The following is a 16,014-nucleotide window of genomic DNA, read 5'->3' as shown; positions in this document are numbered from 1 at the left end:
CTCCCTTTCAAAAAACAAAAAAAATTATATTGCATAAATAATATATTTATTGCATAATTACTCATAGTTTATTTTCCAAATACTACTAGGAGGACATATTCATGGAACACTTAGGCTGGTTATCTATCATTCCGCCCTTGCTGGCAATTATAGCGGCAATCGTAACGAAAAACGTTATTATTTCATTATTTTTAGGTTCATTTTCAGGTGTCTTAATTTTGGCAAAGGGTCTGCCGCTCACAGCGACCAAGACGATGATTGGCGATTATTTGTTTGTTCAGCTGACAGACAGCTATAACGCTGGTGTGCTGGTATTGCTGGTTTTTATCGGCGGGTTTGTCGCGCTGATGGAAAAGTCTGGAGGAGCTGCCGCATTTGCGGAAAAAGTTATTAAGTATTTAAACACAAAAGCCAAAACGCAATTGGCTGCCTGGTTTGGCGGGATCGTCATCTTTTTCTCGGATCTCGGCACCCCGCTTTTGATTGGGCCTATTTTTGAAAAGGTATTTGATAAAGCAAAGATCTCCAGGGAAAAATTAGCCTGGATCATCGATTCAACGGCTTCACCCGTTGCCGTCCTTATTCCCTTCATCGGCTGGGGCGTATACATCATGGGACTCATTCAAAAAGAGTTTGAAGGACTGAGCATTGCTGAATCAGATTGGGACGCATTTATCCAGGCAATCCCTTATCAATTTTATCCAATCCTAACAGTTCTGATGGTGCCGCTTGTAGCATTTACAAAGCTGGAGTTTGGTGCCATGGCGAAAGCCGAAAAGCGGGTAAAGGAAACGGGTGCACTGTATTGGCCTGATTCCAAGCCGATGAGAAAACCGGACAGTTTTAACGAGTTAAAAGAAACAAAAAGCAAGCCGATCCTCATCTGGCTGCCGTTGCTTGTCCTGCTTGTAACCTTATTCGGAATGCTGATCCCGCTAGGATTCCCGTTCCAAAAGATTGAAGGCAGTGCCTTCCGGGTAGCTCTTACAACCGCCTATTTATTTGCTGGCATTCTATTAATTGTCATGATGGTATTTTACAAGGTTAAAAAGTTTGGAGAAGCATTTGATATTTATGTATCAGGCATGCAAAAAATGATGTATGTGGCAGCTACACTGGTCCTGGCCTGGTCTCTTGGCACAGTCATGAAGAATCTGGGCACCGCCAATTATATGGTTGAAATCATGGATGGAAATGTCCCTGCCTTTATCGTTCCTGCGATCTTATTCCTTGCAGGCGCATGCATGTCGTTTGCGACCGGAAGCTCATGGGGCACATTCGCAATCATGATGCCTTTGGCCATCCCAATGGCGTTCCATCTGGATGCATCCATCTATGTCTGTATTGGAGCTGTTTTATCAGGGGGATTATTCGGTGACCACTGCTCACCTATCTCGGATACAACGATTTTATCCTCTACCGGAGCAGGAAGCGATCACATGGACCACGTAAAAACACAGCTTCCTTACGCGATTTTGAATGGATCTGCTGCCCTTGCTGCTTATCTTGTCGCTGGGCTAGTTGCGAATACCCTCTCGCTTGCAGTTGCAATTGGAATCATGGTTTTAGCCGTTTTTGTTTTAGCAAAATGGCAAAATAAGAACAATACTGGGACACCCATGAATATGTAAAAAACAGCAAGCCCTATTCCACTTTTAGGAACAGGGCTTTTATTTTGGAAAAATCGGCAGTACAAAACGCTAATTCCTGCCCCTTCCAATCTTATACTTTCTAATCTTATACAATAGTCCTTGCCTGGTAATGCCAAGTACTTCTGCGGCACGTGACTGGTTGCCGTTTTCGCTATCGAGGGCGGTTTCGATAACTTCCTTTTCAACCTGTTCCAGATGTTCTGTTAAAGAGAAGTCCTCGTCAAGCTCCAGCGGCGCAGCTGGCGTTCCATCTGCTTCCTCTCCGGAGAAATAGTTTACAACCTCCAGCGGAAAATCCTCCAGCCGCAATTGACCGGCTGGTGAGAGGACAGCTGCCCTTGACAAGGCATTTTGAAGCTCCCGGATGTTGCCGGGCCATGGATATTGGGTTAATTTTGTTAACAGGTCTTTTGACAGTGAATAATTCTGGTTATGCTCTTCTTCAAACTCTGCCAAAAACTGCTCAATCAGCAGCGGGATGTCCTCTGTGCGTTCGCGCAGCGGCGGCAGTGTGATCCCGATTATATTTAACCGGTAATACAGGTCCTCACGGAATTCCCCGTTTTGGACCATTTCCCATAAATTTCGATTCGTTGCCGCAATGATGCGGACATCCGATAATTCCTCCTTGGATGTTCCAAGTGGTGTAAAGGTTTTATCCTGTGCGAACTGCAGAAGCTTCGCCTGCACATCAAGCGATATCTCGCCAATCTCATCCAGAAATAAAGTCCCTTTATCCGCAGCTGCACATTTCCCTTCCTGCGATCGGACCGCTCCGGTAAAGGCTCCTTTTTCATAGCCAAATAATTCGCTTTCGAGAAGGTTAGAGGGAATGGCCGCACAATTTACCTTGATGAACGGTCCTTCCCTGCGTGTGCTATCCAGATGGACAGCATGGGCACATCTCGATTTCCCAGTCCCGCTCTCTCCCTCCAGTAAAATAGTGATGTCCTGGGATGCGACGCGTTCAATCAGAGAGTAGACCTCTTGCATTTTAGGACTTTTCCCAATCATTCCATGGAGATTATATTTTTGCTGAACAGCCTGTTTCAGCTCTTTATTTTCTTTTTTTAAATTTTTCATTTCAAAGGCTCGTTCGATAACGACCTTTAATTCGTCCGCCTTAATGGGTTTTGTTAAGTAGTCATAAGCTCCCATCTTCATGGCTTTAACTGCATCCTCGATATCCCCGTAGGCTGTACAGGCGACAAATGCGGTATCAGGGTAGTTTGGCGCCCATTTTTCGAGGAGTTTTAATCCCGTCGTGTCGGGCAGAAGAAAATCCAGCAGAACAAGATCAACACTTTCGCTCTCCATCAGCTCTTCAGCCAATTTCCCGGTCTCCGCTTCGATGACATCGTAGCCTTCCTTTTTTAGGGTCAGCTTTGTCAGACGGCGGAATTTCTCATTGTCTTCAACTAACAAAATCGTCTTTTTCATCGTGAATCGCCTTTCTCATGCTTTTTCAAAGAAATCAGGAAGGTTGTCCCTTCACCCATCTCACTTTCAACTTCGATATGGCCATTATGGGATGAGATGATATCATGGGTAATCCATAATCCCAGTCCGGTGCCTTCTTGTTTGGTCGAAAAAAACGGATTAAAGATGCGCTTGATCTTTTGCTGGGGAATTCCGATCCCATCATCCTTCATTTCTATTTCAATCGTACCATGATTCGTTTCTCTCATCGCGACGGAAACCTGCCCATGCTGGGAGACCGCTTCTATACTATTAATAAAAATATTGATGAAAGCTTGAATCATCTGATTTCTGTCGCCTTTAACGAAATACGCTTCCCCTTCAGCTTCCATGGTGGCATTGATTTGCTTTTTCCTGAACTGATGGGATAAAAGCTGTAGCGTTTCAGCGGCTAATGTTTTGATGTTAAATACGGATTCATCCTTCTTATTTTCACGGCTAAATTGCAGAAATCTCCTAACAAGGAGGTCCAGACGCTGAATTTCGTCCTGGATATCTTTCGCTGCTTCAGAGATAATCTCAACGGAAGCATCCCCATCCTCTGCTGAAACAGCCAGATCCTTTATTTCGCTCGCGATTAAATCACTGGCTAGCTGGACTGTTCCGAGCGGATTTTTCACTTCGTGGGCAAGCCCGGCCGTCATTTGGCCGATAGCAACGAGCTGCTCTGAGCGCTGAATATGCTTTTCAAGCTGCCTGATTTTTGTCACATCCCAAAAGGTTGTGAGCACACCAATCACTTCATGTTTTTCATCCAGTAAAGGCGAGCTTGACTGCTTGATAATCTTTTTGCCAAATTCATTTTCAAACGTAAAATCATCTTCAAGACCATCGAATTTTTTGGAAACATGCTTGCACTGTTCAAAATGATCTCTGAAAAACTGCGGCAGGACCGAGATTGATTTTCCGGTTAAATCTTTATTGGTGACGTTAAGCAGGTCTTTTGCCGTTGTATTCATGGAGGTAATGAACCCTTCAGGATTAATGGCAATGACACCAAAAGGAAACGACTCCAATATCAGCTGCAAATGGCGCTCGTGGGATTTCAGACTTTCCGCCATATATTTCATCGTACTGGACAATGTCTTAATTTCATCTTCTTTCTCCAAAACTGGCGCAAACCACTCTCCGCCCCGGGCATAGCTGGCCGCCTCATTTGTCAGAGTTTTAATCGGCTTTATGATCCAGCGTATACCAAAAACAAGCAGTGTCAGCGCCGCTAAGAAAATCAGGATGAATCCCTGCAATAATATATTTTTCAAAGAAGAAATAACGGCATCTGCCTCTTCCAGCGGAATGGAAGTAGCTGTGTAAAAAGGCAGGCGGTCTATGGGATTATAGGCCACTAAAGATTCTTCACCCCAAAGCTCTCCCCTGTACACCCCTGTCCGGTCCAAAACGGCTTCCCGCGAAAACGAATAGTCCTCAAGGAGACTGCCCGATTTGCTGAAATCATTCGTATCAAACAAGACCTTCCCATCCTGGCTAAAAAGAAAACTATGGCCAGAATCACCAATTACATTTTGTGTAAAATACTTTTGCAGGTAAACAAGGCTGACGTACGCAATCAATCCTCCTTTCACTTCTCCAGCTTCATCTGATTGAAAAGGAACAAGAATTAATAAAGTTGGCTCTCCGTTCATTTCTTCCATTGAATCCGCTACAAATGAGCTGCGCCGCCATGTAAGCTCCTCATATAAATCTTCCTCGGCAGCGCTAAGCTTGGCATCCGCTTCCTGGAAAGGAGCATTATATTCAATTCTTCCGCTCTCATTAATCATGTGGATTCTTTTAAAAAAGGGGTCGTTCACCGCCAATTTGGTCAGAAACTCTTCCAAGGTCCCTTCTTCTCCATATTGCCGTTCATTATCAGCGATATTCTCCAGCAGCTGGATTTTAAAATTAAATAAATTACTTGTCTTGTCTGACATGACTTTCGTAACCTGTATAGCCTGAGTCTCTGTCTGTTCTTTAATAATGTCTCTTGAAGAAGTAACGGCAAAAATAAAGATGATCAGGATAGGAATAAAAATAATGACTGTCGTTAAATATAGGAATCTCTTGGTTAGTCGTGATGGAAAAAGCCGTTTCATCGATTTCCCCTTTCTAAAAGGAAGGAATTTTCTATTACCTTTATACCATACACCTTGGCTCATGGGGGGCCATCCAATATAAAGGAAGAACTTAGTAGCATCTATTAAAAAGGAGGAAACCTTTTCAGTTTCCTCCCTGCTGTCTTATTCTTCAATTAAGCCATTCTCAGTAAGCCATGCTCTCGCAACTTCTGTTTCGCTTTTTTCCTCAATATCAACTTGATAGTTTAAGTCTGTCATTGTTTCAGTGTCCAGTTTTTCCGCTAATGGCTTCAGCAGCTCTTCCAATTCAGGATATTTTTCAAACGTTTCCTCATGAATGGTGATTGCAGCATTATAGGCAGGGAAAAATTGCTTGTCATCCTCAAGGTTTACGAGCTTAAACGCTTTGATGCGGCTGTCAGTAGCAAAGCCTGTTGCCACATCCACCTGCCCATCCCTTAGTGCCTGATAGAAAAGACCAACGTCCATCTTCTTCAGATTGGAAGAACCAAATTTAAATCCATATGCCTTTTCCACGCCTTTAACTCCATCCGGTCTAGTCGCGAATTCAGCATCTGTACCTAGTGATAAATTCTTGCCAGCATTTAAATAATCGGCCAAATCACTGATCGACTGAATTCCAAGCTCACTTGCTTTGCCTTCCTTCATCATTAGCGTGTACGTGTTATTGACTGAAGATGGGTCAAGCCACACAATCCCGTTTTCCTTGTCAACTTCTTTTACCTTTTCATAGGCTTTCACTGAATCTGAAATCGGATCAAGCTTGTTATAGGTTACAAGACTAGTTCCAGTATATTCCCAATAAAGGTCTACCTGTTTATTTTCCAAAGCCTGGCGGACAACCTGGCTAGCCATATTGCTTTTCTCTTCGATTTCGTAACCATTTTCCTTTAAGTAAATTGCAAGGATTTTAGAAAGAACAAATTGTTCCGTGAAGTTTTTTGCTCCTACAACAAGCTTTTTGTCAGTAGCAGAAGCAGATGAATCTGATTCGCTGCTGCATGCGGCTAGCAGCGACAGCAATAACGTTACGATTACGGCAAATGATAATATCTTTTTCATTTTGGTTATCCCCCTAATGTATTCTTAATCTGAGACTGTTACGGATTGCCTCAATCCTTTGGAAACAATCAGTTTCTCAGCTACTCTTATCAGCTGATCGGCAAAAAGAGCAAGCAGTGTAACCGGGATGGCACCGGATAACAGATAAGAGTTGTCCCTCATCATGATTCCAGTGAAAATCCAGTCACCCAATCCGCCGCCTCCTACTAAATAAGCTAAAGCAGCCGTTCCGATATTAATAACAACCGCTGTTCGGATGCCTGCCATAATAGGATAAGCAGCGTTTGGCAATTCAATTTTTAAAAGTATTTGTGCTGGTGTATAGCCAATTCCTTTCGCAGCATCCAGCAGATCGGGATCAATCGACTTAATCCCAGCCACCGTATTTCTTAAGATTGGCAATAAAGAATAGAGAAACAGCGCAAAAACTGCAGGCTTAAAGCCAATTCCCATCCAGGTCATCGCCAGTGCCAGAATAGCCAGGCTGGGGATGGTCTGTCCGAGGTTTGCTGTATTCATAAATAGCCATTGAAGCTTTTGAAATTTCGGTCTTGTGACCAATATGCCCATCGGAATCGCCAGCACAATGGCCAGGAATGAAGACAAAGCCACCATATTGATATGCTGTTTTAATAGAAAAATAAATCCCTCTGAATCATCTAAGATAAGCTGGTAATAACCTGATTTAAAGGACCAGGCAAAAAAGCTCATAACCATCGTAAAGAGAGCGAGCTTGATGATAAAAGAAACTAAGCGTTTATTGTTCATGCTATCTCTCCCCTATTTAATATGGTGATGCAAGTATGCCTCTACATCATCAATCTGCATCGCTCCGACCAGCTTGTCGTTTGCCTGCACAACCAATTGATCGGCTTCCTGATTCAGGAGAATGGATAAGGCATCCCGCAAATTCGTTTCGACCGTAATCGTCTTTTTATTATGCTTCTGCAGTCCGTCCACTTTTCTCAGCATCCGCTCTGAAACCAAATCCTTAACGGTATGAAGACTTAAGCTTTTAAGCGCTCGATCCTGTCCGACAAATTCACGGACAAATTCATTCTTCGGACGCGCTAACAGCTCGCTTGGAGAATCATACTGCATCAGCTGTCCACCCTTGAAAATGGCAATGCCATCGCCCATTTTAATCGCTTCATCAATATCATGGCTGACAAACAGAATCGTCTTTTTCACTTCCTGCTGAATTTGCAAAAATTCATTTTGAATGCGGGAGCGAATCACCGGATCCAAGGCTCCAAATGGTTCGTCCATTAACATGACAGGCGGGTCTGCGGCCATGGCACGGGCAATCCCCACCCTTTGCTGCTGCCCTCCTGAGAGCTCGTGCGGGTATCTCTTGCGGTACTCATCAGGATTTAAGCCTACAAGGTCCATTAAATAGTTGTACCGATCCGCTTTTTTCTTGCGGTCCCAGCCTAACAAATTCGGGACTGCCATCACATTGTCTTCAATCGTCATATTGGGAAACAGGCCATTATGCTGGATAACATAGCCGACATTCCGTCTAAGCTCAATTTGATTCAGGGAATTAACATCTGTTCCATTTACAAAAATCTTCCCCTCTGTAATGGACTCCAGCCTGTTTACCATTCGTAATGTCGTCGTTTTTCCACAGCCGGATGGCCCAAGAAAGACGACAATATTCCCTTCAGGAACATCAAAGCTTACATTATCAACGGCTTTCACCTTTTCGCCATACACTTTAGTGACTCCATCAAATTTAATCATGCTCTCACCTCATCTTACTTGTAATATGTGTTCAAAAAGGAGGAGAAAACCTCGAAGCTATTTTTCAAGCCTTTTGAACAGCATTTTTTATTGTTGAAACCCTTTTGGCGTCATCCGTTTCTGGAGAACCCCCAGCAAGCCATCCGTCACAATGGCGAGGATGGAAATCGCGATAGCACCTGCCAATACCATTGTTGTATTAGATCTGGAAATCCCCTGATTGATCAAGACACCAAGGCCGCCAGCTCCAATAAACGCTGCAATGGCGCCGATTCCGATATTCATGACCACAGCCTGCCTAACACCTGCCATAATAATGGGAAGGGCATTGGGAATCTCAACCCGCAGAAGGCGCTGCATCGTGCTCATTCCCAGTCCAATGGCGGCATCACGAATATTGGGATCGACGTTATTGATGGCTACATATGTATTACGGATAATCGGCAATTGCGAATACAAAATAAGGGCGATGACTGCCGGCACAAATCCTATCCCCTGATTAATAATGGATAAAATCGGAATCATAATCCCAAAAAGGGCAATACTCGGAACGGTCATAATAACATTAGCTACCTGCAAGACCGTCTCGGCCAGCTCCTCATTCGTCGTCAGATAAATGCCAAGCGGCAGGCCAATGGCGATTGCGATAAAGACGGAAAGCCCAACAAGCTGAAGATGCTCTGCACTATAAGCCCATATCGAAGACTGATTCTCTATAAAATAGTTCATTAAATCATTCATTACTCTACACCCCCTCAAGCTTCACGATCGTACATTTTTTATAGATGCAAGTCCCGTGCCAACTTTTTAAATGCACTAAAAAAAGCGCCCAACCCTGAAATTGTAAAGGGTTTAGACGCTTTTAAATAAAAATGGCTGAATGTAGAAAGTCTTGCTTAACGCAAAGAATTTTTACAAATTTGTTAAAATATTTTTACAGAAATGAGATTTTGCGAAAGATTTGTAACACTTATTTGTCAGTTACCCTGTTTTGATAGAAAAAACAGCTTTTTTAAGAATTGGGTCATCTTTTTCTAGATTTAGCTGTCTTTCCAGATTGATCTAATCAATCAAACGTTTGATTGAATTCCCTAATGGTTGATGGCGTCTGTTGTGACTATATGGCTGTGAATGCACCGCGGAGCTTCGGACCGTTACGTCGCTGAGTCCCTGTAGCGGAAATCAACAGGCCAAATTTTATAAAGGGATTACCTATCGAAAAAAGGTGACCCAAAGCTATACTTTTGGGACACCCTTTTACTTTATTAGCAATGTCAAAATAGAGGAAAGAACCTGTCTTTCCATGGACAAATTACTTCTTCAAAGTTATCCGCGTTACATTAACAAAAATAACTCAGCCTCTTTCCTTTGCCTTCTGTGTATCCCGGATATTCTTCTGAACCGTTACAGCAGCAAATAAACTAAGAATAAATGACATCGCGTAAAATCCTTTTTCGCTTAAAATGATACTTCCCGCGTTGTATAAGCCGATAGCCATCAGTGAAATGGATACAATAAGGGCAAACCAGCTAATCCCATAATAAATGCCTGTTACCGGGATTCCTTCCTCTTTATCTCTTACTGCTTTTTGCAAGGAAACCGCTGCATAGAGACCGAACACTAAAACGGCAAAGTAATAGCCTTTTTCGTTCAATTGCATGGATGCGTTAAACAAGCCGATGAGATAAGCTGTAACACCTACCAGCAATGCTCCCCAGGAAGCCCCTTTGAACGCTGGAGTCGGTTCTCCCTCTTTCCGTTCCGTTTTTATTTTTGAATCATTTTGTTTTCCGTTATCTAATAAAACATCCTGATCATTGGACATTGAATGTCTCTCCTCCATCCCTTTTTCTAAAAAAATATAGTGCTCTTTCCTTAACCTATTATATAGAAATTTCTTACAAAAAATATATAATTTTTTCAATATTTACCGAAGTGATTTAATCCAACTTTCCCCAAATAAAAAACTAGCTCACCAGAAGAGCTAGTCCTTCCATCCTCTATTTTCTAAAATCAACTGTTTCCGCTGTTTCCCCCAGATGAATGGCCGTGTCACTCGGTTTTGTTTCCGCAATCACCTTGCCATTTCGAATGGAATATCGTACAGCCGCCTGCGTTCTAATCGCTTCATATTCATTCTCCGCATCCAGCACGATGAGGTTAGCCGGCTTTCCGGTTTCAATTCCGTAGCTGTCTTCAATATTTAATGTCCTAGCACTGTTATCAGTAATCAAATCAAATGAGTTAACGATTTGCTCATAGCCCATTAACTGCGTCACATGGATGCCCATGTGCAAGACCTGCAGCATATTGCCCGTCCCCAGCGGATACCATGGATCAAAGATGTCATCATGGCCGAAGCTTACATTTAGCCCGGCTTCCAGCAATTCTTTCACCCTTGTGATTCCTCTGCGCTTCGGATACGTATCAAAGCGACCCTGCAGGTGGATGTTCACGAGCGGGTTGGCCACAAAGTTAATGTTTGATAGCTTTAACAGTCTGAACAATTTATACGTGTACGCATCGTTGTATGAACCCATCGCCGTTGTATGGCTGGCTGTTACCCGATTTCCTAATCCGCGTTCATAGGCTTCCGCTGCAACAACCTCCACAAAGCGAGATTGTTCATCATCGATTTCATCGCAATGGATGTCAACAAGGCGGTCATATTTTTCAGCCAGGTCAAAGGCTGTTTTCATGGAGGATACGCCGTACTCTCTTGTGAACTCAAAGTGCGGGATGCCGCCCACAACATCAGCTCCCATTTTCAGCGATTCCTCCAGCAGCTCCGCTCCGCTTGGGTAGGAATTGATCCCCTCCTGAGGAAAGGCAACAAGCTGCAAGTCTACATAGGAGGACATCTCTTCTTTTACTTCTAAAAGAGCTTTAAGGGCAGTTAAACTCGGATCCGTTACATCCACATGGGTGCGGACATGCTGGATTCCCTGTGCCATTTGCCACTTCAAAGCCGTTTTCGCTCTCGTTTTTACATCTTCATGTGTCAGTGTTTCTTTTCTTTGCGCCCATCTTTGGATGCCTTCGAATAAAGTCCCGCTCTGATTCCACTCCGGCTCTCCCGCAGTAAGGGTGGTGTCCAGATGGATATGCGGCTCGATAAAAGGGGCTGAGACAAGGGATCCTTCTGCATCTAGAATCTCCTGCCCCGCTGTATCCACTTCGCCTTGTGAAATATCATGAATTTTCCCATCCTGTGTTGCTATATTCCATAAGCCTTCTTTGCCTCTAAGCTTTGCGTTTTTAATAATCACTTCTTAGCTCACCTTCTCTGACTGTATTCTTAACCTGTAACCCGGCAGCCACTTTTGAAACCAGTACAAACGTGATGGCTGAACCTAGCAGCGCGTTAACCGGCGGAATTCCCGGCACCAGATTCGCGATCGCAACACCGGCCACCCATGCAAGAATAGCCACCCAATTGACTGCTTTAAATTTCATGTCTGCAAACTTCTTATATTCTCCGCGATTGACAATGAAGTAATCTGCCAAAATGATCGCTCCGATAGATGGCAGTGTTGAGCCGAGAATGGTCAGGAAGCCAACAAAGTTGTTATATAACCACATGGCTGCAATCGTTCCGACGATTCCGTTGAAGATGACAACCTTGCTTTTTGAGATTTTCAAAATGCTGGCAAACCCTAGTCCTGATGCATATAGTGCATTATCGTTTGTCGTCCAGATGTTTAATCCAAGAACCAGAATCGCTGGTAGGATCAATTTTTGGATGAACATAACCTCTGAGATATCGGACTGCCCTGTTGCGATTGCCCCGATTGCGCCAAAGATGAACATGACAGAGTTTCCAATAAAGAAGGCAATCACGGTTGAAACCACCGCTGTACGTTTTGTATTTGAAAAGCGTGCAAAATCAGGTGTCAGTGTTCCTGCGCTGATAAAAGAGCCGACACAGATCGTTAATGCAGTTGCAAGTCCAATCGCTTCAGTCGGCTGATACTGCATAAGGCCTTCCAAACCGCCTGCTGTTTCAGTTGCCTTAAAGACTGAGAAGCTTCCCAGGATGGTGATTAATGGTACTGCGATAAAGCTGAGAATGGCCAGTGCCTTCATTCCGAAGAAGGCCGTTGCTGTCATTAAAAGTCCTGCCACTAAAATCAGTAGATTGGCGTCAAGCCCGGTTACTTTTTGAACCGGAAGAGCAAACATTGCAACCCCTACCCCAAACCAGCCAACCTGTGTGGCAGCCAGCAGGAAGGAAGAAAGGTAAGATCCTTTTTCACCAAAAGCATAGCGGGTAAGCAAGTGCGTTGATAAACCCGTTTTTGCCGCAATATAAGCAAGCGCTCCTGTATAAGCTCCCAGGATTAAGTTACCTGCCAAGACGATTCCGATAAATTGCATGAAGGTTAACCCTGTTCCAAGTGTTCCGCCTGACCACATACTTGCCGAGAAGAAGGTCAGCCCCAGCATCACCACAAGCATTTTCCAAAAACCGCTGCGATGCCCCTGAGGTACCGCCTCTAACGAAAAATCCAAATCCACTTTTTTCATACCAATTCCTCCAATCATTTTTTGAAACTGGTACCGAAGGATTTCTTCGATATTAATAGACGATGGAAAAGAAAAAGGCTTCTTGCCGTTTTCCGACAAGAAGCCTTTTTCCTCATGAAGAACCCCTGGGCAGGATACACCTCACCCAATGATTATCATAATTCCGCTGTCCTTGTCAGCCTCACGGGACTGAATTAAAGGTACCAGTATTTAATTGTTTACTATTATTTCAGAAAAAAAGGATTGTGTCAATACCACTCAATTGGAAGTTACTGGGCTGTGATTAAAGGAAAAGAGTACTAGCCTTGGCCAGCACCCTTCTATTTTACTACTCTACAAATTGATACATGTACTCCATCGCTTCAGGCAAGGATTCTCTCCATACTTTCCATTCATGGTCACCATCTACCACTCTGAACTCCACTAATTCTTTCTGGTGTTCTCTTAAGCTCTGGTAAAGCACCGCAGCGTGGTAAGCAATATCAAATGTATCGTGGTCTCCGGAATTAATGTAAAGCGGAACCTTGTGTCCGCCTGCTTTGTAATCATCAATGTATTGTGTGTAGTTCAATTCTTCCCATTTAGCAGCGTCAAATTGGCCATCCTTTTGGAAGGTAGGATGCGTTCTTCCTGAAGAGTGGCTTGGCGGTTCCGGTACATAAACCGCAGGGCTTAAAGCCGCACCGGCAACAAACATTTCAGGATATTTTAAAACAAAATTAACCGTTCCGTATCCGCCTGCTGATAGACCCGCGATTAACCGGCCTTCTTTTTCCTCAACCGTTCTCCAGGTTTCATCAATATGAGGAATCAAGTCATTCATAAATGCAGTTTCAGCCGCTTCATTATGGCCATCCACCCACCAGCTTTTGCTGGCTGGCATAACGATAATCGATGGAGGAATAACCCCTTTATTGATCAGCTTATCAGCTGTTTCCTTCACGTTTCCGCTTTGAACCCAATTATGTTCGTTACCGCCAGATCCATGAAGAAGATAAAGGACCGGATATTCTTCGCCGGAATTTTTATATTCGCTTGGCAAATAGATGTTGTAATTATATTCCCGCCCCAATGTTTCTGAACTGAAGCTTTGATGAATGATCTGGCTGTTGCTCGATTTCGGCGGTGTAATATTATCCGCAAAAGAGAGACTTGGAATCAACATGGCTAACAATAAAACAAAAATAAACAGGGACTTTCTACTAAACATGTTTATACCTCCTCAAAAATTTTTCTTAGGGTCATTTCTCATAGATTGTTGTTTTTGTTTTGAACTCTGCCCGTTGATTTCCGCTGCGGGCACTCAGCGAACCCGCCGGGAGGGTTGCGAGCCTCCTCGGCTTCGCCTGTGGGGTCTCGCACTTCCCTCTCTTCCCGCAGGACACTGAATCAGCTTCCTCGAATGATCACCGCACGAAGAAAATGCGAATGCATTTTTGAGGATCAAGTGCCCTCCGCTACAATCAACTCAGTTGGTTAAAATACGTTTGCCTTCAAAAAGCAACAAACTTTATGAAAACAATCTTCTTAATAAAGGTAAAACAGCCCTATGACACTCATAAACCCTTCATAACCCGGTAAAACTAGACCCTTCTTCTTTACGCATTCTCCTCCTTCTTCCATTTAAGTTTGATTATTCCGAATAAATAGAAAACATTTACATTGTGCTCTATTCTCCCTATCAAACTATTCAACCTTTCGAAAAAGGAAAAATAAGTAAATCGAATTAAACGAAATGATAGAAATGAGGAATTGGTAGGAGATTCCTAAACTACTTTAGACACAGTACTTCAAACCAAACAGAGCTGCTCGCATAACGCGGCAGCTCTCTCTAATTGGCTACTATTCAAGAAGATGTCTGTGGAACATGATTGTGAAACAAGAAAATTCGGGTGGTACCTGGTACTACTTTTTTATCCACATCCAGGCTTCCTCCAGCTGATGACCTTCGAAGTATTCAACTGTAATTCCAGGCAGGTAATTGGAAAGCTTTGATACAGTGCCAATCCAGTCTTTGTCACTGACCACGGCAAATTTATCAAACTGCTTCCACCTTTTTATATCGAATTTGACGCCTTCTGTTGCGCCTTGGAAGGTGGTGCCGTCTACATCGGTCATGATGGCTAGAATATTAAATTTCTCATCCTCATTGAAGTTCTCTCTTACATACTGATCCAGTTTTTCAGCGTCTTCTTTTGTAGCATTGCCATTAAAGGCGAGTGCGATGGTGGATGGGTCTTGGGATTCTATGAATTGAAGCATATCATTACCTCCAAATAGTCAATTTTTAATAGAATAGATTCCCTTGATTTGATTTAACGAAACAAGCAAAAAGAACCAGCGAGGGGATATCCCCCGCTGGTTCTTCTATTTATTTCTTGCTATAAAACCGATCCCGTACCTTCTTCAAGCGAGCATGATATTTCAAAATATCCAGCCTTGCCTTCTCCGCTTCCGGTGCAATCGGCCTCAATTTTTCAATCTCCCAATATTCAATAATCACATCCAGAACCTGATCAAAATACTCCAGCGGGCCATAGTTCGCTTCTTTAGCAATGATAGACATCCGATCTTCAAAGTCCGGCATCACTGCACCAGGCATCTTGAAGTTCATGATAACATTCCCCAGATAGTAGCAATAGTTAGGCTCCAGCTGCAGATGATGTTTAATCACATCCCGATAAAAGGCATAGTGCAAGGTCTCATCCTTCGCCAAGCGCCTTAGCATACTGGCCAAATCCTTATCATGCGGCCCTGCTACCTTCGCCACATTGTAATAAAAGACCATGGTGGCAAGCTCCTGCATGGACGTGTAAACCATCGTTTCAAACGGTGTATGGAAGTCGGGATTCCAGCCATTTTCCACTGTTTGTTTATGCAGCTGGTGAAGCCTCGCCGGATTTACATTCCGTGTGATTAACAGATACGTTTCAAGCAAATTCGAATGCTGATCCTCTTCCGCTGTCCACGTATGGACAAACTCCTTAATGACAGTCAATGATCCTTTAAAAGTCTGATCCAGATACGAGGTGAACCATGGCAGGTTCACTTCGGTTAAAAGAGCTGTTTCAACAGCTGTAATAACCGAGCTTGGCAGAGTCACCTGGCTTTCATCCCAAGGAACGCGCCGAAAATCCTGTGCCTTATCCCATGGCAGGAATTCGTGATAACCCCAATCTATTTTCTCTGCCCGCTTTTTATGCTCCTCATACAACTCCCTTACCTTTGGCTCCAGTCGAAAATCAAGATGATTCGTTAACAAGTTTAGACCTCCATTGCATAAATGTATTAACTATCCTGAATATCCATTTATAACTAACTATTATGACCTGTTCCTAAACCTACTATATCATATTTCCCCTTAAATTAACTAACACAAAGCTTGAATTTTCAGCATATTAGGACTTCCAACCTTCTATTTTTCTTGGATTTTCCTTTTTAATAAAACAACC

At 43.4% G+C, this 16,014-nt stretch carries 13 protein-coding genes; 1 reads left to right on the top strand and 12 read right to left on the bottom strand.

Annotation, left to right across the window (positions count from 1 at the left end):
• The first annotated feature begins 101 nt into the window (after positions 1–101).
• Positions 102–1,631 (top strand): Na+/H+ antiporter NhaC family protein, encoded by a 1,530-nt coding sequence (locus J7I93_RS04335; protein WP_214723670.1) that lies wholly within the window; start codon positions 102–104, stop codon positions 1,629–1,631.
• Between the two features lie 69 nt (positions 1,632–1,700).
• On the opposite strand, the gene J7I93_RS04330 is transcribed toward J7I93_RS04335, so the two are convergent.
• The 12 genes from J7I93_RS04330 to J7I93_RS04275 form a co-directional block, all read right to left on the bottom strand.
• Positions 1,701–3,092 (bottom strand): sigma-54-dependent transcriptional regulator, encoded by a 1,392-nt coding sequence (locus tag J7I93_RS04330; protein WP_214723668.1) that lies wholly within the window; start codon positions 3,090–3,092, stop codon positions 1,701–1,703.
• Positions 3,089–5,224 carry a sensor histidine kinase gene (locus tag J7I93_RS04325; RefSeq protein WP_214723666.1) on the bottom strand — a complete coding sequence of 712 codons (2,136 nt, stop codon included), beginning with the start codon at positions 5,222–5,224 and terminating at the stop codon, positions 3,089–3,091. The genes J7I93_RS04330 and J7I93_RS04325 overlap by 4 nt, the downstream gene beginning before the upstream one ends.
• A 144-nt stretch (positions 5,225–5,368) precedes the next feature.
• Positions 5,369–6,289, bottom strand: a complete 921-nt coding sequence (locus tag J7I93_RS04320) for a glycine betaine ABC transporter substrate-binding protein (protein WP_214723664.1) — start codon at positions 6,287–6,289, stop codon at positions 5,369–5,371.
• Positions 6,290–6,313: 24 nt separating this feature from the next.
• Positions 6,314–7,057, bottom strand: a complete 744-nt coding sequence (locus J7I93_RS04315; RefSeq protein ID WP_214723662.1) for an ABC transporter permease — start codon at positions 7,055–7,057, stop codon at positions 6,314–6,316.
• A gap of 12 nt (positions 7,058–7,069) precedes the next feature.
• A complete protein-coding gene (locus tag J7I93_RS04310) occupies positions 7,070–8,035 on the bottom strand; it encodes an ABC transporter ATP-binding protein (protein WP_214723660.1) in 966 nt (321 codons plus the stop codon).
• Positions 8,036–8,122: 87 nt separating this feature from the next.
• The gene (locus J7I93_RS04305; protein WP_214723658.1) at positions 8,123–8,776 is read right to left on the bottom strand and encodes an ABC transporter permease; all 654 of its coding nucleotides are present in this window, start codon (positions 8,774–8,776) and stop codon (positions 8,123–8,125) included.
• 613 nt (positions 8,777–9,389) lie between these two features.
• Positions 9,390–9,860, bottom strand: a complete 471-nt coding sequence (gene yiaA / locus J7I93_RS04300) for an inner membrane protein YiaA (protein ID WP_214723656.1) — start codon at positions 9,858–9,860, stop codon at positions 9,390–9,392.
• A 175-nt stretch (positions 9,861–10,035) separates the two neighbouring features.
• Complete coding sequence (locus J7I93_RS04295) at positions 10,036–11,304, bottom strand: cytosine deaminase (protein ID WP_214723654.1); 1,269 nt, start codon at positions 11,302–11,304, stop codon at positions 10,036–10,038.
• The gene (codB, locus tag J7I93_RS04290) at positions 11,294–12,562 is read right to left on the bottom strand and encodes a cytosine permease (RefSeq protein WP_214723652.1); all 1,269 of its coding nucleotides are present in this window, start codon (positions 12,560–12,562) and stop codon (positions 11,294–11,296) included. The genes J7I93_RS04295 and codB overlap by 11 nt, the downstream gene beginning before the upstream one ends.
• Positions 12,563–12,890: 328 nt before the next feature.
• Positions 12,891–13,772, bottom strand: a complete 882-nt coding sequence (locus J7I93_RS04285) for an alpha/beta hydrolase (RefSeq protein ID WP_214723650.1) — start codon at positions 13,770–13,772, stop codon at positions 12,891–12,893.
• A gap of 695 nt (positions 13,773–14,467) precedes the next feature.
• Positions 14,468–14,824, bottom strand: a complete 357-nt coding sequence (locus J7I93_RS04280) for a SpoIIAA family protein (RefSeq protein ID WP_214723648.1) — start codon at positions 14,822–14,824, stop codon at positions 14,468–14,470.
• A gap of 109 nt (positions 14,825–14,933) precedes the next feature.
• Positions 14,934–15,824, bottom strand: coding sequence for an acyl-ACP desaturase (locus tag J7I93_RS04275; protein WP_214723646.1), 891 nt, complete (start codon positions 15,822–15,824; stop codon positions 14,934–14,936).
• Positions 15,825–16,014 lie beyond the last annotated feature (190 nt).

Origin of the sequence: Bacillus sp. ISL-47 (assembly GCF_018613175.1) — a bacterium.
In the GTDB taxonomy this organism is placed as follows: Bacteria; Bacillota; Bacilli; order Bacillales; family Cytobacillaceae; genus Cytobacillus.
The sequence above is the reverse complement of the archived record's forward strand: the minus strand, read 5'-3'. Positions and strand labels throughout refer to the sequence as shown.